Raw genomic sequence first — 22,432 nt, 5'->3', positions numbered from 1 at the left:
CCTTGTTGAAGACAACAGGGCTTTAGCCCACTCGAGCGCCATCAGAAAGTGAAATATCGGTAATGTACAATAACGGTCTTAAGTCAAACGGTTATGACGAAATAGAAGCTCGATTGAGCATCGCCCATTGCAGCAGCATGATCGTCTTCGCGTCGCAGATCTCGCCGGTGCCGATCATCGCCACCGCTTTCTCAAAGGGAATCTCGAGAACTTCGATGTCTTCGCCCTCGTGGACCAGCCCGCCGCCTGCAGACACTTTCTTCGACGCGTCGATGAGCCCGACGAAAAAGCTCGTTCGTTCCGTCAGAGAGCCGGGGCTCATATAGGCGTCGAAGAGATGGGTGGCGCTTTCGATGCGGTAGCCGGTCTCCTCCATCGCTTCGCGGCAGATCGCCACTGCCGGCTCTTCGCCGTCGAGTAGGCCGGCCGGTGCTTCGATCAAATATCCCGGCTCGCCTTGCAGGAATACCGGAATGCGAAGCTGACGGACAAGGACGACCAGCTGCCGTTCCGGATCGAAGAGCAGGATCGTTGCGGCGCGACCATGATCATGGATCTCGCGGACCAGCCGGGCTGTTTGACCGTTGGACATTTCCTGTTCAAGCGTGACCTCTTCGAGGCTGATGAAGCCTTTCCAGAGGGGCTTGCGATCGATGATCCGGACGCGCGGGTCGGCATGCTTCGTCATGAGAGATCCTTGTTGGACGAGGAATTCGCTTGCAGAATCTGACGAGCCGGAGGCGCTCGACCAATCTTCAGGCCCGACGCACCCAGACCCGGTTGTCGTGGAAGGCTGCGCCGCCGTAGGGCGCGACTGCATCGGCGCCGGTCAGGACATTGACCCCCTCGCCGTCCAGATGGGCTCCGTTCGGCCAAAGCCCTTCGGCGATGACGACACCACGGCGTGCGCCTCCGCCGATCCTCGCGTGCAGCCGGATCTCGCCGCGTTCATTGCCGAGCCTGACGACGTCGCCGCCGGCAATGCCGAGCGCGGCTGCGTCTTCCGCGTGGATCATAACTTCCGGCCGCCCCTCCTTCTGAATGGACGACGGCGTCTCGGCGAACGTCGAGTTCAGGAACGACCGCGCCGGCGACGTCGCCAGTCTGTATGGATGGCGTTCGTCGGCCACTTCGATCAGATCGACATGATCAGGAAATTCCGGCAGCCTGCCGTGCGGGCCTTGCGGCCCCATCGATTTCGACGGGCGGTTGGGCGCCGGCGTGCCGGTCCAATCGGCCTTGAAACGGAACTTGCCGTCCGGATGGCCGAAGCCGTTGAGAAAATGTGCCTCCTCGAAGGCTGGCTGGCAATCGAGCCACTTCTCCCGCTTCATCCGCTCGTAATCGATGTCGTAGTTGGCGAGAAGCCGATCGATATGCTGCCGTTCCGTGAGGCCGAAGCCCTGGCGGTCGGATACACCGAGGCGCTTCGCCAACTCCTCGATGACGAAGAGATTGGTCCGCACTGTCGGCGGTGGTTCGACGACCTTCGGTCCGATCAGAATATGCTGGTGACCCCCGCCGCGATAAAGATCGTCGTGCTCCAGGAACATGGTCGCAGGCAGGACGATGTCCGCGAGCCGCGCGGTGTCGGTCATGAACTGCTCATGCACGGCAACGAAGAGGTCATCGCGCAGGAAGCCCTGCTTCACCAGCCGCTGCTCGGGCGCGACGTTGACGGGGTTGGTGTTCTGGATGAGAAGTGCCGTCACAGGCCCGCGATGCCGCAGCGCCTCGGCGTCGCCGGTCAGCACACGGCCGATCTGCGACTGGTCGAGCATCCGCACGTCGGGATCGTGGAACGCGGAACCGACGAGCTCGCGCTTGTCCAGCTTGAAGATGTCGTTGTTCGAATGGAACGCGCCGCCGCCTTCATGCTTCCAGGAGCCGAGCACGGTGGCGACCGAAGCCGCCGCATGGATGGCGACGGAGCCGTTGCGCTGGCGGGTGAAGCCGTAACCGAGGCGGAAGTATGTTTTCGGCGTCGTCCCGACGAGCTTGGCGAAGGCTTCGATTTCCTCCACCGGCAGGCCGGTGATGGCCGAAGCCCAGTCCGGGCCGCGTGTCTTGAGATGCGCTTCGAGGCCCGCGGGATCATCAGCGAACTTCGCCATGTAGGCGCGATCGGCATAGCCGTCACGGAAGGCGATGTGCATGACGGCGCAGGCGAGCGCGGCGTCCGTGCCTGGTTTCAGGACGAGCCCCATATCAGCTTGCTTGACGGTCGGGTTCTCATAAATGTCGATGACGACGATCTTGGCGCCGCGATCCTTGCGCGCCTTGACCGCGTGGGTCATGACGTTGACCTGCGTCGCGACCGCATTGGTGCCCCAGATCACGACGCAGTCGGCCTTCGCCATTTCGCGCGGGTCGGGGCCGCGCAAGGCTCCCGTCGCCATGGTGAAGCCGGTCCAGGCCATGTTCGTACAGATCGAGCCGAAGAATCCGGAATAGCGCTTGGCATGGCGCAGCCGTTCGATCGAATCGCGCTGGACCTGTCCCATCGTGCCTGCGTAGAAATAAGGCCAGATCGCCTCGGGACCGTGCTTCTGCTCGGCCTTGACGAACTGGTCGGCAATCTCATCGAGCGCCGCTTCCCAGGAAATCTCCTGCCAGCTCCCGTCGCCCTTGGCGCCGGTGCGGCGCTGCGGCACTATCAGCCGGCCGGGGTGGTAGATGCGCTCGGCGTAGCGCGCCACCTTGGCGCAGATGACGCCGGCGGTATAGCTGTTTCCGGCCGCGCCGCGCAGACGGCCGATCTGGCCTTCGGCCGTCAGGTCGACTTCAAGCGCACAGGCTGACGGACAGTCGTGCGGACAGACCGAATAGCCGATCGATTTTTCTGCTTTGATGGGGGTCGCAACGTTCATGGCTTTTCTATATGGCATCCGCTAGAGGGCAAAAAGCCCCATTCGCCATCCATCGAAACAATTGATCATAGCCATCGGCGGCGCTCATGAACTACCGGCACATCTATCACGCAGGCAATTTCGCCGACGTCCTGAAACATGCGGTGCTGGCGCGGCTCGTCACGTATCTCAAGCAAAAGGACAAGGCCTTCCGGGTGCTCGACACGCATGCCGGCATTGGGCTCTATGACCTTTCGAGCGAGGAAGCCCAGAAGACCGGAGAATGGCGAGAAGGCATCGGCCGATTGCTGGACGCGGAGCTCCCTGCCCCGGTCGCCGCGATCCTCGAGCCCTATCTCTCGGCCGTTCGCGATCTCAATCCCGACGGCGGCCTCACTCACTATCCCGGCTCACCTAAGCTCGTCCGCATGCTGTTCCGCCCTCAGGACCGGCTTTCGGCGATGGAACTGCATCCGGACGACTACGAGACGCTGCACCGCCTGTTCGATGGCGACTTCCAAAGCCGCATCACGAAGCTCGATGGCTGGCTGGCGCTTGGCGCTCACCTGCCACCGAAGGAAAAGCGTGGCCTCATTCTCGTCGATCCTCCGTTCGAGATCGAGGGCGAATACCAGCGGCTTGCCGAGGGGCTCGCGAAAGGCTACCGCCGGTTTGCCGGAGGCACCTTCTGCCTCTGGTATCCGCTGAAGAAAGGCGCACCGATAAAGGATTTCCACGCGGCGTTGAAAGCGCTGGAGATTCCGAAAATGCTCTGCGTGGAACTCGCGGTGCGCAGCGATCGCGACACCACCGGGCTTGCCGGATCGGGCCTAGTCATCGTCAACCCGCCCTTCACGTTGAAGAGTGAGCTCGATGTCCTGCTGCCCTTTTTGAAAACACATCTGGCTCAGGATCGCTTCGCGTCGGCCCGCTGCTTCTGGCTGCGCGGCGAAGCATCTCTCAACCCGGGGCCTTGACGGATCGATGGCGAAGGGGTCAATCTCCTGAAAGGATTCAGGGAGATGGCCATGACTCGTACGCTTGCCGCATCGCTTCTGCTCTCGCTTTCCCTTACCACCGCTGCTGCCGCCGCCGACTATATCGGGGAGCCTGCACCCCATGCAGCCTATGCTACCGGCGCCTGCAGCAACGCCTCCGTTTTGGGTTTCATTACCCGACGCTTCGACTACAAGGCCGCGAACTACCTTCATGCCAATCTCGCCATCGCCGAGATTCGCGACATGGGCCAAAATCGCTTCGAGCCGCGTGACTACACGCACCTCGTCGAGCGTGAATATTGCTATGCGACTGCCGTGATGACCGACGGCGTACGGCGTCCACTCTGGTATCTGATCGAGCGGCCGTGGGGCTTTGCCGGTGTCGGCAGGAGTATTGAGTTCTGCGTCGGCGGCCTCGATCCCTGGTATGTCTACGGCGCCCACTGCGCTTCGCTTCGTTGAGAGCGGCGAAGAGGCTGCTGCCGGCGCTCGTCGGCGTTCTGACGATCGCCGCCTGCAGCGATGAAAGTGCAGACAAAACTACCCCGAATTCGGCGACCGGCGGGACGAAGACTATTGCGACAGCACCGGTTCCCGTCGGCAGAGGCTTCGACTTTTACGTCCTTTCCCTGTCCTGGTCGCCCACCTGGTGCGGCAGCAACGATCCGTCCGGAAAATCTGATCAATGCGAGGCCGGCAGCCGTCGCGGCCTCATTGTGCACGGGCTCTGGCCACAGAATGAGAGGGGCTATCCGGAATATTGTCCAACGCGGCAATCGGACCGCGTGCCGGATTCGCTCGGCCGGCAATATCTCGACCTCATTCCCTCGATGGGGCTCATCGGTCACCAGTGGCGCAAGCACGGCACCTGCTCCGGTCTCAGCCAGGCGGACTATTTCGCCGTGGCGCGCGCCGCGCGCGAACGGCTCACGATCCCGCCGGAGTTGGCATCGACGGAAAAATCGCGCGATCTCCCGGTATCAGTGATCGAAGCCGCGCTGATCGCGAAAAATCCCGGCATGACGCCGGAGACGATCGCTGTTACCTGCGAAGCCAGGCTTCTCGAAGAAATCAGAATCTGCTTCGACAAGACACTTAAATTTAGGGCATGCCCCGAAGTGGATCGCCAAGCCTGCAGAAGGGGCGCGGTTTCCCTTCCCCCTGCCCCATGACAACGGAAAGACTCGAATGAAGATACTCTATTCGCCTGCCTCCCCCTACTCGAACAAGGTCCGCATGGCCGCGCATCACCTGGGCCTCGACGCAGAAAGCGTGTTGACGGACACGAACGCCAACCCGCCGGAACTGATCGGCAACAATCCGCTGGGCAAGATTCCGACCCTGATTACTGCGGACGGCAAGGCGATCTACGACAGCCGGGCGATCATGCATTTCCTCGACCGCGAAACCAAGGGCAAGCTCTATCCGAAAAACGCGGACAAACGTACCGAAGTGGAAATCTTCGAGGCGCTTTGCGACGGTGTTTGCGACAGCCTGCTGGCAATCGTCTACGAGAAGCGCTTTCACCCACCGGAGAAGGTGCACCAACCCTGGATTGACCGGCAATGGGAAAAGGTCGAACGCGGGCTGGATTACTTGAACGCAAACCTCCCGAAGACCGGAGGCAAGCTCCATGCAGGGCATTTCGCGCTGGCAGCCCTGTTGCGCTACATCGAATTGCGTTTCGCCGGCGAGTGGCAGCGAGGGCGGCCGAAGCTCAAGAACTGGCCGGCGAAGTTCGAAAAGCACTTTCCGGATTATTCCAATTTCAAAGCATAAAAAAAGGCCGGGTCACCCCGGCCTTTTCGACTTTGCGATGTCAGCCGATCAGAACTTGACGCCCATACCGACGCGGACGCTGTGCTCGTCATAACCAGACGTAACGGTGCTGCCGCCAACATTGAAGTCCTTGGAGGCATAATCGGTGTAACGATATTCAACGCGCGCTGTGACGTTGTCCGTGACAAAGGTTTCCGCGCCGGCACCGGCCGTCCAGCCAACCATCGTATTCTTGTCGGAACCGTCCGGGGTCGAAAGCTTGGCCTTGCCGACGGCGAGACCGGCCGTACCATAGAGGAGAACCGGGTTCACATCGACGCCCACACGGCCACGGATCGAGCCGTTGACACCCTGCTCGACGCGACGGCCGCTGGAGTGAGAATCGTTTCCGGCATAGCCGATATCGGCTTCACCGCCGTAGACGATCTGGCCGCTCTGCACGTTGTAACCGCCGTAAAGACCGCCGCCGAAACCAGCGGAGGTGTTGCTGCCCGTGGCGTCAGCCTCGCCATGGTGCCAGTCGGCCGTGCCGCCGACATAGGCGCCCGACCAGTCCTTGGTCGCCGGTTCGGTGTATTCGGCAGCCGGAGCAGCCGGAACTTCATCGACGGCGTCTGCGGCGTGGGCGGCCTGCAAGGCAACGAAAGCCATGGCCGAAGCCATGAGGGTGGTGGTCAGCGTACGCATACTATTCTCCTTTTCAACCGATGCTCCGACGCAATTGTATCTCTGCGGAACACCGGACATTCTGTGATTAACCCGCCCGGTTGACCGGAAATTGGCCAGAAAATGCGGAATCTCAAGAGCTAAATTGTGAAATTTTAGCGGCACGAACACGGCCGAAATTGGATGTTGCCTTCACGACACAGGGTATTTGTTAACCATAGTTTTAGATTAATGAAATCTATACTATGATACTTCGAAATAATACAATTTATCCGCTTTGCATTAATTTTTCTGAAATGATTCCACCGGGAGAGTTTCAGGCCGGCCATTCTTGCCTATATCTTCGTCCAGCCAGAACAGGATTCGAGGGACGGAAAAAAGTTGACGAGAACACTCAAGGCGGCGCTCGTAACCGGCGGCGCCCGACGCATAGGCAAGGCAATAGTCGAGGATCTGGCCGCGCACGGCTTCGCAGTCGCCATCCATGCGAACGGCTCATTCGCCGAAGCAGAGGCACTGGCGAAGAGCCTCGCCGCGAATGCCGTCAAGGCTGTCGCTCTGAAGGCGGATCTCACCGATTCCGCCGCCGCGTCCCGGGTTATCACTGAGGCGACGGCCTTGCTTGGTCCGCTCGACCTGCTCGTCAACAACGCCTCGGTCTTCAAGAAGGACAGTCTGGATGCGTTCGACGAACAGGTCTGGGAGCGCCACTTCGCGCTGCACGTCAAGGCCCCTTCCCTGCTTGCGCGCGACTTTGCCCGGCAGCGTCCGGATGACGTTTCCGGCCTTGTCATCAATGTCATAGACCAGCGCGTCTGGTCTCCAAATCCGCGCTTTTATTCCTATATGCTTTCCAAGTCGGCGCTGTGGACGGCAACCCAAACGATGGCACAGGCGCTTGCCCCTCACATTCGCGTCAACGGCATCGGACCGGGGCCGACACTGCCGAACGAACGGCAGAAACAGAGCGACTTTCAAGCGCAGGTCGACGCACTGATCCTCAAGCGCGGTCCGGCGCTCGACGAGTTTGGACGCGCGATCCGCTTCCTTTTCGACACGCCGTCGGTTACCGGACAGATGATCGCGCTTGACGGCGGCCAGCATCTTGCCTGGGAGACGCCGGATATTCGGGAGATAGTGGAATGAACGGGCAGACGCCCACCGATGGCGGCATCCTTTATGACGGCAGCGAGACCGATGAAGACGACGATCTGCTCGAGGTGACAGAAGGCGAGCGACCGGCGCCAGCGATCGATTGGGCGGAGAACCGCGCCGAGACGCAGGGCCTCAAGGGCGCGGAGCTCATTCAGGCCTTCGTCAAGCTTTTGCCGAACGGCCCCGGCGTCTACCGCATGTTCAACGACGCCGGCGACGTGCTCTATGTCGGCAAAGCCCGCAGCCTCAAGAAACGGGTGAGCAACTACGCCCAGGGCCGCGGCCATTCAAACCGCATCGCGCGGATGGTTCGCGAGACTGCGAACATGGAGTTCGTGACGACACGGACCGAGATCGAGGCGCTGCTGCTCGAAGCCAACCTCATCAAGCGGCTGCGCCCGCGTTTCAACGTGCTGTTGCGCGACGACAAGTCGTTTCCCTATATCGTCGTCACCGGCGACAGCAGGGCGCCAGCGCTGTTCAAGCATCGCGGGGCACGCAGCCGCAAGGGAGATTACTTCGGCCCCTTCGCATCGGCCGGCGCCGTCGGACGAACCATCAACTCGCTGCAGCGCGCCTTTCTTCTCAGGACCTGCACGGATAGCATCTTCGAGACACGCACACGCCCCTGCCTGCTCTACCAGATCAAGCGCTGTTCGGCGCCTTGCACCGGCGAAATCAGCGATGCCGACTATGCCGAGCTCGTTCGCGAGGCAAAGGACTTTCTCTCCGGCAAAAGCCAGGCCGTGAAGGCAACGATCGCTGCCGCCATGAGCGAAGCCTCCGAGAACCTCGATTTCGAGCGTGCCGCACTCTACCGCGACCGCCTGGCGGCGCTCAGCCATGTGCAGAGCCACCAGGGCATCAATCCGGCAGGCGTCGAGGAGGCGGACGTCTTCGCGATCCATCACGAAGGCGGGATTTCCTGCATCCAGGTTTTCTTCTTCCGCACTGGACAGAACTGGGGCAACCGCGCCTATTTCCCGAAAGCCGACCCGTCGCTTCCTTCGACAGAGGTGCTCAGCGCCTTTCTCGCCCAGTTCTACGACGACAAGCCCTGCCCTCGGCAGATCCTGCTCTGCGAGGCGGTCGAGGAGCAGGAACTGCTCGGCCAGGCGCTCACGGAAAAATCCGGCTACAAGGTGTCGATCCTGGTGCCTCAGCGCGGTGAGAAGAAGGATCTCGTCGACCACGCGCTCGCAAATGCGCGCGAGGCCCATGGCCGCAAGCTTGCCGAGACCGCATCGCAGTCGCGGCTGCTCGAAGGTTTTGCCAAGACCTTCCAACTGGAACAGGTGCCGCGCCGCATCGAGATCTACGATAACTCGCACATTATGGGGACCAACGCCGTCGGCGGTATGGTCGTCGCCGGTCCCGAAGGTTTCGTCAAAGGCCAGTATCGCAAGTTCAACATCAGATCGACCGACATTACGCCGGGCGACGACTTCGGCATGATGCGCGAGGTCATGACGCGGCGCTTCTCGCGCCTGCTGAAAGAGGAAGGCAAACCCGACCGCAGCGCCGAACCAGGCGATGACGGCGCATTCCCGGCCTGGCCGGACGTCATCCTGATCGACGGCGGCCAGGGCCAGATGACCGCGGTCCGCGCAATTCTCAAGGAACTGGACGTCGAGGATTGCGTGACCGCGATTGGCGTCGCCAAGGGTGTCGATCGCGACGCCGGCCGCGAGCGCTTTTTCGCGGAGGGGCGCGAAAGCTTCACTCTGCCGCCGCGCGATCCGGTTCTCTATTTCATTCAGAGACTGCGCGACGAAGCACACCGTTTCGCTATCGGCTCGCACCGTGCCCGGCGAAAGAAGGAGATGGTCAAGAACCCGCTCGACGAAATCGCTGGTATCGGGCCGACGCGGAAACGGGCGCTGCTTACGCATTTCGGTACGGCCAAGGCCGTCTCCCGAGCCGGCATCAACGACCTGATGGCCGTCAATGGCATCTCTGAAGCCGTCGCCCGACTCGTCTACGAGCATTTTCACGAGGATAGCGTGAAATAACTGCCCACAGCAGCCGCGCGCCGGACGCGCAAAGGCCGCTGTAGCGCCTTGAACTGCTGCGGGACTTGTCCTCAAAACGATTCAGTGGCGGCGCAATTCAGCCTGCGTTCAGATGAAATCCGCCAAATATGACAACCGTTGTGCAATGTCCTGTTGACCTTATGGTCGCAAAGTCATTCTGTACACATGAAACCCAGAGGGGATGGGAAAGGTGGCCGCCGCTCCTTTCGCGTGCTGCTCTGCCGTCGTCCAGAGAAACCGAGTTCATGTCAACGCCCATTGCCTATAGTGTCCCGAACCTGCTCACCTATTTCCGCATCCTGATCGTGCCGCTGATCGTGCTTTGCTTCTTCATCGAGGGCCGGCTGCACAGCTCGGACTTCGCGCGGTGGACCGCGCTTGTCCTGTTCGTCACGGCGTCGATCACGGATTTCTTCGACGGCTATCTCGCCCGCATCTGGAAGCAGACGTCGAACATCGGCCGGATGCTGGATCCGATTGCCGACAAGCTGCTCGTCGCTTCGATCCTGCTCCTCGTTGCCGCCGACGGCACGATCGCGGGCTGGTCGATCTGGGCTGCGATCATCATTCTCTGCCGTGAGATTCTGGTGTCCGGCCTGCGCGAATATCTTGCCGCGCTCAAGGTGAGCGTGCCGGTGACGCGCATCGCGAAATGGAAAACGACCATCCAGATGGTGGCGATCGCCTTTCTGCTGGCCGGTCCGGCCGGCGACAAGATCGTCCCCTACATCACCGAAGCCGGCATTGTGCTTCTGTGGATCGCGGCTGCAATCACGCTCTATACGGGCTATGATTATTTCCGCGCCGGTTTGAAACATGTGGTCAATGAATGAGCACGGTCAATCTCGTCTATTTTTCCTGGGTGCGGGAGCGCATCGGCAGGGGTGAGGAAACGCTGGAGCTTCCCGCGAATGTCGTCACGGTTGCCGATCTGCTTGCGCATCTGAAAACGCTCGGCGAGCGATACGAGGCGGCACTCGAACACCAGAACGTCATTCGCGCGGCGATCAACCAGGAACATGTCGATCATGGCGAGCCGATCGCCGGAGCGCGCGAGATCGCCCTCTTTCCACCGATGACGGGCGGCTGAAGACATGAACGCCGCCGTCACCGTGCGCGTCCAGCGCGAAGACTTCGACCTCGCCGCCGAAGTCGCCTCGCTCTCCCGAGGCCGCGGGGACATTGGCGCGGTCGTGACGTTTTCGGGGCTTTGCCGCGATGAGGCCGGTGTGCTTGGCGCGCTTGAACTGGAACACTATCCCGGCATGGCGGAAGCCGAAATCGAACGCATTTGCCACGAGGCGGTGACGCGTTTCGGATTGCAGGCGGCAACTGCCATTCATCGCTACGGCAAGATCATGCCGGGCGATAACATCGTGCTTGTGGTGACGGCCTCGCCGCACCGGCAAGCGGCGTTCGACGGCGCCAATTTCATCATGGATTTCCTGAAGACCTCGGCTCCCTTCTGGAAGAAGGAGCATCGTGCCGATGGCAGCACCGGCGGCTGGGTCAGCGCCAAGGATGCCGACGACACGGCGCGGGGCCGCTGGTCTTCAAAGAACTGATCAGGGAATGACCTTTTCCCGGCGTGTCACGACCAGCACGATGACGAGAAAACCGAAGATCGCGAAATCCCGCCAGAGAATCGGGCCGTAAGCGGACCAAAGCGTTTCAAGCAGACCGACACCGGCGGCACCCAGAGCGGCAAGCAGCGGCGCCGTTTGCCCGCCGATTGCGGCGATGAACAAAACTTTGACGCCGAAGGTCAGGCCCGTGCCGAAATCCATGTTGCCATAATAGGAAGCCGCAAGGATTCCGCAGAACGCTGCGATCAGCGACGCGGTGCCATAGGCAACGATGTAGACGGTTGCGGGATCGACGCCGCATAGCGCCGCTGCCTCGCGGTCCTCGGACACGGCGCGCCAGTAGCGCCCGATAAAGGAGTGGGTTAGCAGGAAATGCCCGCCCGCGACCAATGCCGCCATCAGCGCGGTGTTCAGCAGTTGAATGGTCGTCAGCGTCACCGGGAACTGCGGATCGGGCCAGAACACGATGACACTGTTGAGGAACGGCGGCATCCATAGGCTTCGGGTGTCCGAGGCAAGACGCGCCGTTTCCATCAGCACAAGAAGAGTGCCAAGCGAGGCGACGACCACGGCGTTGGCCGAGGAGAAGGCCAGGGGTCGCATCACGTAGCGCCCCGCGACGAGCCCGGCGCCAAGTCCGAATGTCAGCGCCGCCGCCGCCCCGAGGCCAAGCGCAGCCGGCAGGACCAGCCAGAGCCGGTTCCAGCCGACATCCGCGAAAAGCACGAACATCTGACCGGCAAAAGCGAAGAGCGCTCCGTAGGTGAGGTCAGCCCTCCGCGTCACGGCAAAGGCGATGGCATAGCCGAAAGCAAGCGCCGCGTAGAGCGCCGCGACGGGCACGGCATTGGCAATCTGCTGAAGAAAATAGGCCATTGCACATCCACAGGGTGACAGAAGCAATATAACTGGTAAAATCAGTTTTACCAGTTAGGAATTTGGGATGACCTTCACCTGGACTGAACATAGATTTTCGGGCGGCGTACTGGCCTTGGATGTCGCGAACTCGGTGGTCCTGCGCTTCGATCCGGAACGCCGGGTCGATCGCTTCGCCGACGCCGCCGCGATGGACTCCTTTGCCGGGGCCGCTAGTCTCTACAGCGCCGAAAGAGAGCGTTTCGGCACGCTTGTTCCGGCGCCGCCCGAGAACCGGAAATCCCTCATCGGATTGCGCGAGGCGACGGACCGCCATTTTCGGGCGCAAGTCGAGGCCCAAGACCGGCCCGATCTGCTGGCAGACCTTCTGGAGGCGATTGCCGCCGTCTTGCGTCAGCCAGCGGGCAACGGCCAAGGCACATCACTCGATGTGGCGACCGCGCATTCGGCACTCAGTCTTATTGCCAACCCCGAGCCGGATCGCCTGAAAATATGTCCCAATTGCTGCTGGCTGTTTCTCGACCGCAGCCGCAACAGAAGCCGCACCTGGTGCGACATGGCGGTTTGCGGCAACCGCACGAAAGCGAGACGGCATTATCGCCGCAACAGGCAGGGAGTTCAGCAATGAAACGAGTCATCATATCCGCTCTCTTTGCCGCGGCGGTACTTGTCGGCTGCCAGCGCGAAACCGGACCGGACCCGCTGGAGCTGACCGGAAAGATGTTCGTCTTCAACTACCGGCTCGCCTATGCCGCCTACATGATCACGCTCAATAAGACAGAACCGGTGCCGGACGGCAGCGTCGTCGTCGCCAGCTTCGAGAACCCGGCCGGCGGCGAACCGCTGACGCTGACGCGCAAGCTCTTTCCGAAACTTGATAAAGTGACGCTGGAAAGCCCGGAGATAAGCTGCGTCAAGAAAGAGAGGCCCTACGCGGTGACGATCGAGGTCAAGGGACCGGACGGCGCGACGCTGCAGAAATTGGAAACGACGGTGACGTCCGACGTCGATCAGGATGTCCTGCCGGCAAAGCCCCTCGTCGAAGGGCCGGCCTACGACAAGAACCCGGAGGTCTTCGTGGGCGGCAGGGCACCGGAGCGCTTCGAAACGGCGGCCTGCCCGACGTAAAGGGCGCGTCATAAATATCGTTGCCCCAAAACCGCTGCACACTTTCGAGCGACATGCATTACAGCGCCGCGCGTCCAGTTTGATGCTCATAGGTCGTTGTAGACCTTGAAACTCTGCATGATTTTGTTCCTAAATCGATTTCGATTTAGGAACAAAATCATGCAGTTAAAAACCGGGGCGTTGCCGCCCCGGTTTTTAAGAGTCGTTTCAAGCCTTTGCAGGCGTAAACGAAGAACGTGAATCAGCCGACGATCTCGGTGCCGGAGAACCAGTAGGCGATTTCCTCGGCGGCCGTTTCCGGAGCATCCGAACCATGAACCGAATTTTCGCCGATCGACAGCGCATGGACCTTGCGGATGGTGCCTTCGGCAGCGTTTGCGGGATTGGTGGCGCCCATGACTTCGCGGTTCTTGGCAATGGCGTTCTCGCCTTCGAGAACCTGAACAACGGTCGGGCCGGAGGACATGAACTCGACCAGTTCGCCGAAGAACGGGCGCTCCTTGTGTACGGCGTAGAAGCCTTCGGCTTCGCGGCGGCTCATCCAGACGCGCTTCGAAGCGACGACGCGCAGGCCGGCGTCTTCGAGCATCTTGGTGATGGCACCGGTCAGGTTGCGCTTCGTCGCATCCGGCTTGATCATCGAAAAAGTACGTTCAATCGCCATTGGCTCAATTCCCTTGTTTCTTGGAAAGTGGCGGTTCATTAGCCGCCAATTCCGTGCAAAACAAGGGGGCGCGGCGATGTTTCGACCCCGCCGGCGAGAGTTTCATGCCGCTGTCACGGAGCGTTCCAAACAGTCATGAGGCTCAAGCCAGCGTACCATCGGCAGGGCAGCCGCAGATCAATCAACAAATTTCATTGGTGGCATTCGACACCCGGATACCGATTTGCGCTAGGCTCGGGCGACTATAGGGGAGATCGCCGATGCTCGACCATTACCGCATGTTTGCCGATTACAACCGCTGGGCCAACCGGCGGCTTTACGCCGCCGCGGCTGAACTCTCGGACACGGAGTACCGCCAGCAGAAGGGCGCGTTCTTCGGCTCGCTCCATGGGACGCTCAATCACCTCCTGGCGGCCGATCGCATCTGGATGAGACGCTTCACCAAGGAGGGCGAAGCCCCCTCCGCACTCGACGCGATCCTGCACGATGATCTCGCGGCGCTGACGGCGTCGCGCGTGGCGGAAGACGAACGCATCATCGCCTGGATCGACAGCCTCGATGAAGCTCGCCTGGCAACGAAGGTCACCTATACACCACTTAGTGCCCCGGGCGAAATCATCCAGAGACTCGGGCCGACGCTCGCCCATTTCTTCAACCACCAGACCCATCACCGCGGCCAGGCGCATGCAACCCTGACCGCGCTCGGGCGCCCGTCATTGACGCTGGACCTGGTTTTCTTCCTGCGGTCCGATGGCGAGAAGTGGGCGAATTGACGGAACCCGCCCGACGAACCGGTTCTGCCAATCGATGAGACCGCCGCCGTGCCTGGTCTGCGCCCAGAGTTTCATGAAATACCGCTGGGCAAGCCATGCCGCCATGCCGAGCGCTATCCCGCCGACGATCGAGCACAGCGAATAGGCAGCCGGCGACATCAATGGCTGCAGTGGAGGCAGCAGAAGCTCCGGCACGAAACGGTGCAGAATATAAATGTGAAAGCCGGCGGCCGAGATCGGCAGGATGAGCTTCGCAATCCATTGCGGCATCCTGATCTGCGGCAGGAAGAGCAAGGCAGCCAGAACCGGAATCTGCAGCAGATATTTGATCTTCGTCCCGATCCATACGCCCTCATAAAGCCCGAAGAACAGGAAGATGGCCGTTCCGGCCAGCATCAGCACGCCACGCTCAAGCCTCGTCTCGGCAACAGCAGCGCACCAGCCGATGACCGCCAGGTGGAATATCCACGGCAGCGTGAAAATCTGGCGGTTGCCCATATCGACCACCAACGGCAATGCCAGCCGGGCGACGAGAGCTGCCGCGAGCAACGCCATTCCGAGCATGAAGGGCTTCGAGGCAGCCGCACGTCGGACCGATGGCACAGCGAACAATGCCGCAAAGACGACAAGCATCTGGCAATAGGCCTCGATGAACCAGTAGAGGTAAGGCACCATGCTGTGGTGTTCCGGATCGGCAAGACCGAGATTGCCAAGGAGGAAAACCGACGCCCAAGGTATCTCCCCCCAGGCAAGGGTGTAGCCCACCACGATCAGATAATAAGGCATCAGAATCTGCGTGAGGGGCCGCAGGAGGCGCAGCACCGCGCCCGATAGCAAGGCGCCGCGTTGGAAGCGCGCAACGCCGAAACCGGCAAGGATGACCATCGCCGCCGATCCGCCGGGGATGGGCCATAAGATCTCGTGGTGCAGGACGACGAGCAGGATCGCCAATGCCCGAATGAGGAGATCGGTGCCGATCCGTCTGCTTTTGGTTTCGCGCTTTCCCAATGCCGCAAGTTCAGCGACCGACATCTTTTCCCAAGCCTCGGGTATTTCGCCGAGAAGCTTCTCCAGGCCGATCGAAAGCTGGACGAAACGCAGCGAGTCGCCGCCAAGCGAAAGGAAGCTGTCGTCGGACCGAACCTTTTTCGGGCCGAAGATCTGGTTGAAGAGCGCCGCGATTCCGTCTTCCTCCGCGACGGTACCGGTGTCCTTCTTCATCGCGTTGCGGAGAGCCTGATAATCGATCTTGCCGGATGGAAGCCTCGGCAGCGCGTTGACGCGCGAAGCCTTCACCTGCAAGACGGTCAAACCACTCGCGGTGGCCAGGATGCTGCGGATGTCGTCGCGATCGCGCTCTCCCACATAGAAGGCGTGAACGCTCGTATCGTCGCCGACGACGGCGGCTGCGATGCCGTGTCGTTCGAGGGCGGCCTCCAAACCGTCGTGCCCGATGCGCAGGCCGGCGATCTTCGATATGCGCTTCGTCCGCCCAACGATCCGGAAGTACCCGTCGACGTCTCTCGTCGCCAGATCGCCGGTGCGCAATTCTGAAAGGTCGCAGCCGCGTGCGAGATCGGCGCGCGACGAGGCATAGCCCATCATCACGTTCGGCCCGCGATAGACAAGTTCGCCAGGCGTATCGGTGCCCGCGATCAATTGCCCCTCGTCACTCTCGATGGTCAGGCTACCGCCCGGGATGGCGATGCCGATCCGATCTTCCCTGCCCCTGAGGCGATCAGGGGGAACATAGGCCATACGGGCGGTCGCCTCCGTCTGGCCGTACATGACGAAAAAGGAAGCGCCGCGTGCCGTGAGGTGCTCGTTGTAAAGGCGAATCTTCTCGGACGCCAATCTCCCTCCGGCGACGGTCATGAAGCGCAGATCGGGGAATTCCCGCTCACGGACTCCCACCTTTTCCAGAAGTTCATAGGAATAGGGAACGCCGGAAAGATTGGTGCTGCCGCTTTCCGCAAGTCCATCGAGAAAGCCGTCATCCAGAATGGAGCCACCCGGGACATAAAGGCTTGCACCGACCGACAGGTGGGCATTCAGCACGGAGAGGCCATAGGAATAGTGGAACGGCAGAATGAGACAGGCTCGATCCGAGGCGGTGAGGCCGAGATAATCGGCGATCGAACGGGCGTTCGACTGAACGTTCGCGGCGGACAGTCTCACGCATTTTCCGTGGCCGGTGCTGCCGGATGTCGAGAGCAGGACCGCGAGATCCGGATGGAGTTGCAAATTGCTCCCCGGCAGACGTTCCGTCCGCCATCGGCCATCACAACGGCGATAGCAATATTCAGGCTCGAGAATTTTTTGATCGGGGGTACCGGAGCCCTGGATGGCAATCGCGTGTCCGGCGCTGAGCGCCGCGAGATAGGCGATGATTGCGTGCTCCGAAAGGTCGGCCTCCAGCATGACCAGTCCTCGCTCGCCGCGCCAGGATGATGCCTGACGATCGACGCGCGCGGCCAGTTCGCTATAGCTTATTATCCGCTCTCCGGGAAACAACAGCGCCGGCCGCTCGTCCCAGGCAGCCAGGTTCGCAGAGAACAATGGAAACTTCGACAAATCGCCTGCGCTCAAGACCGCCTCCTATTTCAGCAAGGCGGCATATAATTGCTGACTCAAGCAGTCAAGTATAAGAACGCAACCGAAAGCGGCTACTCCTGTGACGATCGGTGCGGCAAACAGCAGCACACGACCGCCTCTCTGCAGAGGATCATGTTTCAGCAACCATATCGTGCATTTTCCTTCCGCTGCTCGGGCGTATTCAGGATCTCTTAAATTCGCGCCGGGATAGTGCGAGGCGAGTTCGACGAGTTCGACATTGGTATCAAGGCACCGCAATGACCCAGCATTCTCCACCACCGCGCGGCCAATCGCAGGCACGAAATGCGGTGATCATCCAAAAACTGGCGCATTCGATGATGCGGCTCGGCGTGGCTGCCCTCCCCCGCAACTACGAGCTGATTTATGAAGCTCTGTCCGGCCACATGCCGCAACTGTCGCACGATCTCGCAACGCTTGGTCCGGAGCCGACGCAAGAAGCTCTGGATCACCTTGGCATCAAGCACAAATTGATCGGCCACAGCGCGCTTGCGGCAGACCGCGCGCGTGCGGAGGCGCAGGCTGCGCTCGGTGATTTGACGGCGATGTTCCGTGATGCATCGGCACGAAAGTACGCCTTCAACGATCAGATGAAGCGGTTCGTCTCCCGGCTTGCCTCCGATCCGGTCGCAACCATGTCGGAGTTCGCCGACGAAGCGGCACAGTTGCGTGATGCCGCGGGGCTGCTGATGAATGAGGAAAGCGCGCTTCGCGCAGCGCTGGAGACGCATACGCAACGCTTGGCCGAGCTCGAAGGCGATCTGGAAGAAAGCCGCATGGGCCTTAACCGGGATCGACTGACCGGCCTGCCGAACCAGGCGGCCCTTTCAAAAAAACTTGCAGCCCTATTTGACGTTCCGCCGTCGGGTCAGTCCGCCGCACTTGTTCTGGTGACGGTTGAAGGATTGCGAGATCTTGGCGAGCAGCATGGGAGCGCGCTCGCTCAAAAGGTATTGAGCAAGCTCGCCACCTCTTTCCGCAAGACGATCAAGAAAAACGATTTCGTCGCGCGCGTTGGCCCACAGGAATTCGCGTTCGTCTGCGATGACGTCACCGCCGAAAACGCCGAGACGATCGCCCGGCGCATCCATCAAAGTGTCACAGACTTGGCGATCACGCCGCCGGGCCGCGCTTTCACGAGCGAAACCCTTTCCCTTTCTGCCGGGATTGCATTGACTCCCGCTGCAACGAGCGCGGCCGAGTTGCTGGGCCAGGCTGAACTTGCTTTGGCCGCGGCGCGGACGCAGAGAGGCATTCAGGTCTATTCGGCAGACATCAACAGGACCCACGGCAAGGCCAGTGTGGCGGATGCGGCCTGACGGCGCCGCTTCAATCATGCAGCAACCGTTACCTCGATTTTTCTTGTCATAGACTCACCTCACAGGTGTTGCCAAAACATGAAACGACCCGGCTCCGCGCGCAGCGGGACCGGGTCGCTCGGCTCGCCTCCCGGCGTGGATTAGCGGTTGTCCTGCTCGGTTTCACCGGAGACGTTCACGCCCGCGCGGCCATTGGCAATAGCGCCGGTCGACGCCGCATCGACGGACTTGTTATCCACACCGGCATAAAAATCACCGTTGTCGGCGGTGCTCGCCGAAACGCCGGTGCCGGCGGAGGCTGCCGCGCGCCCTGTGAAAAGCGGCGTCGAGCTGACGCCCTCGTAATAGCTGCCGCCGGCGCTCGCGGTGGAGGCGCCGCCAACCACGGCGGCCGCAACGAGAAGGGCTGCGATTGATTTGGTCATAGGATTGTTCCTTGCTGAAAAAATGCGGGCGCGGCGCTCTCACACCGTGCCCGCTCTTGGGAGGCGGCCTGCCTTAGCGGCTGATGCCCTGGTAATATTCACCTTCACCGCCCGGAATGACGGCCGGCCTCGAACCGTAGTCCGACACAGCGCCGGTGGAGGTGCGGTCGAGGGAGCCGTTGTAGCCGCCACGGACGGCCGAGGCTTCACTGCGCGCCTTGGGTGCGCGGTCGGTAAAAAGCGGCTTGTCGCTGACGCCTTCATAGTAGCTGCCGCCGGCGAAGGCGGCGGATGCGCCGCCGAGAACGGCAGTGGCAACCAGGGCTGCAGCAAGCGCAGTATGAATTGCATTTCTCATGATCATGACTCCTGAGCGGTCGTTGCTTGAACGACGATTTGGTAAAGACTACCTCTGGCCGGACCGATCTTCCTTCGAACGCGGCGGCCTCGCCGATGGCGTTCGACCCGGTCCGGGTAATCGGAAGAGCATGGGAGTGCTCTTCGCCGATAGATGTGGTCCCTCATGATGATGATGTGAAGTATTGATTATCGGAACACCTTGTCCACGATTCGATAACAATCCCCTCTTGAAAACAGCAAGCGGAACGCACAGGGAACAGCCCCGGATCTCGCCGCCGACGCACCCCTTGCCTTCCCGGAAAAGTCCGGGCAAAAGGCCCGCATGATCCAGATCGCCGGTCTCTCCGCCCGCATTGCGGGCCGCCTTCTCATCGAAAATGCTTCCGTGACGCTTCCGGCGGGCACGAAGGCAGGGCTCGTCGGACGTAATGGAGCAGGCAAATCGACGCTCTTCCGCGTCATTACCGGCGAGCTTTCGGCGGAAGCCGGCAGCGTCTCGTTGCCGAAAAACGCGCGCATCGGCCAGGTTGCCCAGGAAGCACCCGGCACCGAGGAGCCGCTGATCGAGATCGTACTCAAGGCGGACAAGGAGCGCACCGCGCTCATCGCCGAAGCCGAGACCGCGACCGATCCACACCGGATCGCCGAGATCCAGACGCGACTTGCCGACATCGGCGCCCACTCGGCGGAAGCGCGCGCGGCAAGCATCCTTGCCGGTTTGGGCTTTGATCACGACGGGCAGCGGCGTCCGGCATCCTCCTTCTCCGGCGGCTGGCGCATGCGCGTGGCTCTGGCAGCCGTTCTCTTTTCCGAGCCGGACCTGCTTCTTCTGGACGAGCCGACCAATTACCTCGACCTTGAAGGTACGTTGTGGCTCGAGGACTATATTCGCCGTTATCCGCACACGGTCATTATCATCAGCCACGATCGCGACCTCCTGAACACGGCCGTCAACGCGATCGTTCACCTCGACCAGAAGAAACTCACCTTCTATCGCGGTTCCTACGACCAGTTCGAGCGGCAGAAGGCGGAGGCCGACGAATTGCAGATGAAGGCGAAAGCCAAGAACGAAGCGGCACGCAAGCATCTGCAGAGCTTCATCGACCGCTTCAAGGCCAAGGCCTCGAAGGCCCGCCAGGCACAAAGCCGCGTCAAGGCGCTGGAGCGCATGGGCACCGTAGCGGCCGTGATCGAGGATCACGTCCAGGGTTTTTCCTTTCCCGATCCGGAAAAGCAGGTGGCGTCGCCAATCGTCGCTATTCAGGGCGGCGCGGTTGGTTACGAACCGGGCAAGCCCATTCTCAAGCGCCTCAATCTCCGCATCGATGCAGACGATCGCATCGCCTTGCTCGGTTCCAACGGCAACGGCAAATCGACCTTTGCGAAATTCATCTCCGGTCGCCTTCGGGCGGAAGCCGGCGATGTGCGGATCGCCCCGGGACTGAAGATCGGTTTCTTCGCCCAGCATCAACTCGACCATCTGGTACCGACGCAGAGCGCGGTGGAACATCTTCGCCGGCGCATGCCCGATGCTCCGGAAGCAAAAGTTCGTTCGCGCGTGGCGCAAATGGGCCTCGCAACGGAAAAGATGGATACGGCCGCGAAGGATCTTTCCGGCGGCGAGAAGGCGCGGCTCCTGATGGGGCTCGCCGCCTTCGACGCGCCGAACCTGCTGATCCTCGACGAGCCGACCAACCATCTCGATATCGACAGCCGCAACGCACTGATCACCGCGCTCAACGACTATTCCGGTGCGGTCATTCTCATCTCGCACGACCGGCACCTGATCGAGGCTACCGCCGACCGGTTGTGGCTCGTGCGTGATGGTACCGTCGCCACCTACGACGGCGATCTTGAGGACTACCGCAGCCTGATCGTCGGCGGCCCAAAGCCCAGGGACGACAAGGCGAAGGTCAACGGATCGGACGAGGCCCTCTCGAAGGCGGATCAGCGCAAGGCCAATGCCGACAGGCGCACATCGCTGGCGCCTCTCAGGAAAAAGATCAACGAGATCGAATCGTTGACCGGAAAATTGGAGAAACTGATTCAAGCTCTTGATGCCGAGCTTGCAGATCCCGTTCTTTACGAGAAAGCTCCGGCAAAGGCCGCGCAGAAAGCCAAGGAACGCTCGGAAGCGGCCGCGAAGCTGGCCGAGGCGGAAGAGCAGTGGTTGGAGCTGTCAACCGAATACGAAGAGGCGATGATCAGCTGATCAGCCAAGCTCGAATGTCGTGATGCCGTAAATCCGTCCCAGCGGAAGATCCGGTGCCGGACCCCGATACATCCGCGCGGTTTCGAAGACCGGCTTCATGTTGTGGCGTTCGCAAAGCGCTCGGGCCGACACGTTCGGTTCGGGAATGTCGAGATAGACCGGACCACCTTTCACCTCGGCCGCGAGCTTCCGAAAGATAAGATCGGCGCCTGTCTCCGTGTCGGCGAAGAGCGGACCGATCTTGTACCCCTCGCGGCAGGCACGCAGCGTTCCATAACCGGTGATCGTCCCATCGCGCAGCAGCACGACGCTTCGGCGCGTCTTCAATTGTTTCGTCCACTCGCGCAGAAAAGCATCGCGACTTGCCGGGTTGAAGCCGCGATCATACGCGATCAAGGCAGGCGCATGGACGGGCGCTACGTCGATCAGGTTCGTGCCGGGCGGCTCCTTCACGTCGACTACGCCGCCGTACCGAATATTCGCATGGGATCGGACGAAGCCCGACTTTCGATAGTTCTCCTGTTGCGCCACGACACCATCGAGCCCAACGGTTCGGTCCCCTGCCTCCGCGATCGCTCGCTTCCATAGCGCGAGGCCGATGCCCCGGCCGCGGTAGGCGGGGCGAGCGACGTAAAAGCCAAGAAACGCGTAATCGCTACCGTAGCGTACGAGCGAGATCGCGGCTGCGAGCGTGTCCTCCTCGGTGGCGACCCAATATCCTTCAGGATCGGCCGCCCAGAACGCGTTGGCGTCCTCCAATCCGGGGTTCCATCCTTCTTGCGCAGCCCAGTCGATGATCGTGTCGAGTTCGGCGCGCGTCGCATGACGAATGGTTTGTGTCATTGCAAATCCCCAACAACTCGCTCTACGGTACCGATATCCTGGGCAAGCGAAACCATTTTTTCGCTCCGACCACAAAGGGGCGCCGACATCTTGCGTGACCAGGGTGACGACGTGAGAAGCGCCGGGAGCGCGCTTGCCCGCTGCCCCCAATCT

Annotated in this window: 23 protein-coding genes; 14 read left to right on the top strand and 9 right to left on the bottom strand. The window is 61.2% G+C overall.

The window, feature by feature from the left end:
* Nucleotides 1-91: 91 nt before the first annotated feature.
* Nucleotides 92-688, bottom strand: coding sequence for an NUDIX domain-containing protein (locus tag QN224_RS05980; protein ID WP_283975909.1), 597 nt, complete (start codon nt 686-688; stop codon nt 92-94).
* A gap of 67 nt (nt 689-755) precedes the next feature.
* On the bottom strand, nt 756-2,888 hold the full coding sequence (locus QN224_RS05975) for a molybdopterin oxidoreductase family protein (protein WP_283975908.1): 2,133 nt from the start codon (nt 2,886-2,888) through the stop codon (nt 756-758).
* 68 nt (nt 2,889-2,956) lie between these two features.
* On the opposite strand from QN224_RS05975, the gene QN224_RS05970 reads away from it, so the two are divergent.
* Genes QN224_RS05970 through QN224_RS05955 form a run of 4 tightly spaced genes read left to right on the top strand, consistent with a single transcriptional unit; the run spans nt 2,957 to nt 5,626 of the window.
* Entirely contained in the window at nt 2,957-3,826 is an 870-nt protein-coding gene (locus tag QN224_RS05970) for a 23S rRNA (adenine(2030)-N(6))-methyltransferase RlmJ (RefSeq protein ID WP_283975907.1), read from the top strand.
* Between the two features lie 51 nt (nt 3,827-3,877).
* On the top strand, nt 3,878-4,309 hold the full coding sequence (locus tag QN224_RS05965; protein WP_225105014.1) for a hypothetical protein: 432 nt from the start codon (nt 3,878-3,880) through the stop codon (nt 4,307-4,309).
* A complete protein-coding gene (locus QN224_RS05960) occupies nt 4,270-5,019 on the top strand; it encodes a ribonuclease T(2) (RefSeq protein ID WP_283976104.1) in 750 nt (249 codons plus the stop codon). The genes QN224_RS05965 and QN224_RS05960 overlap by 40 nt, the downstream gene beginning before the upstream one ends.
* A gap of 16 nt (nt 5,020-5,035) precedes the next feature.
* The gene (locus QN224_RS05955; protein ID WP_283975906.1) at nt 5,036-5,626 is read left to right on the top strand and encodes a glutathione S-transferase; all 591 of its coding nucleotides are present in this window, start codon (nt 5,036-5,038) and stop codon (nt 5,624-5,626) included.
* 48 nt (nt 5,627-5,674) lie between these two features.
* Here the strand turns inward: QN224_RS05955 and QN224_RS05950 are convergent, their stop codons facing one another.
* Nucleotides 5,675-6,313 (bottom strand): outer membrane protein, encoded by a 639-nt coding sequence (locus tag QN224_RS05950; protein ID WP_269276808.1) that lies wholly within the window; start codon nt 6,311-6,313, stop codon nt 5,675-5,677.
* 360 nt (nt 6,314-6,673) lie between these two features.
* Here QN224_RS05950 and QN224_RS05945 point away from each other — a divergent pair, with 360 nt between their 5' ends.
* The 5 genes from QN224_RS05945 (at nt 6,674) to QN224_RS05925 (ending at nt 11,045) form a co-directional block, all read left to right on the top strand.
* The gene (locus QN224_RS05945; protein ID WP_283975905.1) at nt 6,674-7,438 is read left to right on the top strand and encodes an SDR family oxidoreductase; all 765 of its coding nucleotides are present in this window, start codon (nt 6,674-6,676) and stop codon (nt 7,436-7,438) included.
* Nucleotides 7,435-9,459, top strand: a complete 2,025-nt coding sequence (gene uvrC / locus QN224_RS05940; RefSeq protein WP_283975904.1) for an excinuclease ABC subunit UvrC — start codon at nt 7,435-7,437, stop codon at nt 9,457-9,459. The genes QN224_RS05945 and uvrC overlap by 4 nt, the downstream gene beginning before the upstream one ends.
* A 266-nt stretch (nt 9,460-9,725) precedes the next feature.
* Nucleotides 9,726-10,313: a CDP-diacylglycerol--glycerol-3-phosphate 3-phosphatidyltransferase gene (pgsA, locus tag QN224_RS05935; protein ID WP_173510357.1), complete on the top strand. Its 588-nt coding sequence runs from the start codon at nt 9,726-9,728 to the stop codon at nt 10,311-10,313.
* A complete protein-coding gene (gene moaD, locus QN224_RS05930; protein ID WP_283975903.1) occupies nt 10,310-10,570 on the top strand; it encodes a molybdopterin converting factor subunit 1 in 261 nt (86 codons plus the stop codon). Before pgsA ends, moaD begins: the two co-directional genes overlap by 4 nt.
* A gap of 4 nt (nt 10,571-10,574) precedes the next feature.
* Nucleotides 10,575-11,045 (top strand): molybdenum cofactor biosynthesis protein MoaE, encoded by a 471-nt coding sequence (locus tag QN224_RS05925; protein ID WP_283975902.1) that lies wholly within the window; start codon nt 10,575-10,577, stop codon nt 11,043-11,045.
* Here QN224_RS05925 and QN224_RS05920 read toward each other — a convergent pair whose 3' ends face one another.
* Nucleotides 11,046-11,942, bottom strand: a complete 897-nt coding sequence (locus QN224_RS05920) for a branched-chain amino acid ABC transporter permease (protein ID WP_283975901.1) — start codon at nt 11,940-11,942, stop codon at nt 11,046-11,048. It lies immediately after the preceding gene.
* 67 nt (nt 11,943-12,009) lie between these two features.
* On the opposite strand from QN224_RS05920, the gene QN224_RS05915 reads away from it, so the two are divergent.
* On the top strand, nt 12,010-12,570 hold the full coding sequence (locus QN224_RS05915) for a CGNR zinc finger domain-containing protein (RefSeq protein ID WP_283975900.1): 561 nt from the start codon (nt 12,010-12,012) through the stop codon (nt 12,568-12,570).
* Nucleotides 12,567-13,070, top strand: a complete 504-nt coding sequence (locus QN224_RS05910; RefSeq protein WP_283975899.1) for a hypothetical protein — start codon at nt 12,567-12,569, stop codon at nt 13,068-13,070. The genes QN224_RS05915 and QN224_RS05910 overlap by 4 nt, the downstream gene beginning before the upstream one ends.
* Before the next feature lie 241 nt (nt 13,071-13,311).
* Here the strand turns inward: QN224_RS05910 and ndk are convergent, their stop codons facing one another.
* Entirely contained in the window at nt 13,312-13,734 is a 423-nt protein-coding gene (ndk, locus tag QN224_RS05905; RefSeq protein ID WP_003531616.1) for a nucleoside-diphosphate kinase, read from the bottom strand.
* A gap of 260 nt (nt 13,735-13,994) precedes the next feature.
* On the opposite strand from ndk, the gene QN224_RS05900 reads away from it, so the two are divergent.
* Nucleotides 13,995-14,507, top strand: coding sequence for a DinB family protein (locus QN224_RS05900; RefSeq protein WP_283975898.1), 513 nt, complete (start codon nt 13,995-13,997; stop codon nt 14,505-14,507).
* Here QN224_RS05900 and QN224_RS05895 read toward each other — a convergent pair.
* Nucleotides 14,448-17,096, bottom strand: a complete 2,649-nt coding sequence (locus tag QN224_RS05895; protein WP_283975897.1) for an AMP-binding protein — start codon at nt 17,094-17,096, stop codon at nt 14,448-14,450. The genes QN224_RS05900 and QN224_RS05895 overlap by 60 nt on opposite strands.
* A gap of 263 nt (nt 17,097-17,359) precedes the next feature.
* On the opposite strand from QN224_RS05895, the gene QN224_RS05890 reads away from it, so the two are divergent.
* Entirely contained in the window at nt 17,360-18,439 is a 1,080-nt protein-coding gene (locus QN224_RS05890) for a GGDEF domain-containing protein (RefSeq protein ID WP_283975896.1), read from the top strand.
* A gap of 140 nt (nt 18,440-18,579) precedes the next feature.
* Here QN224_RS05890 and QN224_RS05885 read toward each other — a convergent pair whose 3' ends face one another.
* Entirely contained in the window at nt 18,580-18,864 is a 285-nt protein-coding gene (locus tag QN224_RS05885) for a hypothetical protein (RefSeq protein ID WP_283975895.1), read from the bottom strand.
* A gap of 73 nt (nt 18,865-18,937) precedes the next feature.
* Complete coding sequence (locus QN224_RS05880) at nt 18,938-19,228, bottom strand: hypothetical protein (protein ID WP_336621101.1); 291 nt, start codon at nt 19,226-19,228, stop codon at nt 18,938-18,940.
* Between the two features lie 318 nt (nt 19,229-19,546).
* Here QN224_RS05880 and QN224_RS05875 point away from each other — a divergent pair, with 318 nt between their 5' ends.
* Complete coding sequence (locus tag QN224_RS05875) at nt 19,547-21,436, top strand: ABC-F family ATP-binding cassette domain-containing protein (RefSeq protein WP_283975893.1); 1,890 nt, start codon at nt 19,547-19,549, stop codon at nt 21,434-21,436.
* Here the strand turns inward: QN224_RS05875 and QN224_RS05870 are convergent, their stop codons facing one another.
* On the bottom strand, nt 21,437-22,279 hold the full coding sequence (locus QN224_RS05870; RefSeq protein WP_283975892.1) for a GNAT family N-acetyltransferase: 843 nt from the start codon (nt 22,277-22,279) through the stop codon (nt 21,437-21,439).
* Nucleotides 22,280-22,432: the final 153 nt, after the last annotated feature.

The sequence above is a fragment of the Sinorhizobium sp. 7-81 genome (genome assembly GCF_030124405.1).
Lineage (GTDB): Bacteria > Pseudomonadota > Alphaproteobacteria > Rhizobiales > Rhizobiaceae > Sinorhizobium > Sinorhizobium psoraleae.
Note: the sequence above shows the minus strand (reverse complement) of the source record. Positions and strands in the feature narration are given on the sequence as shown.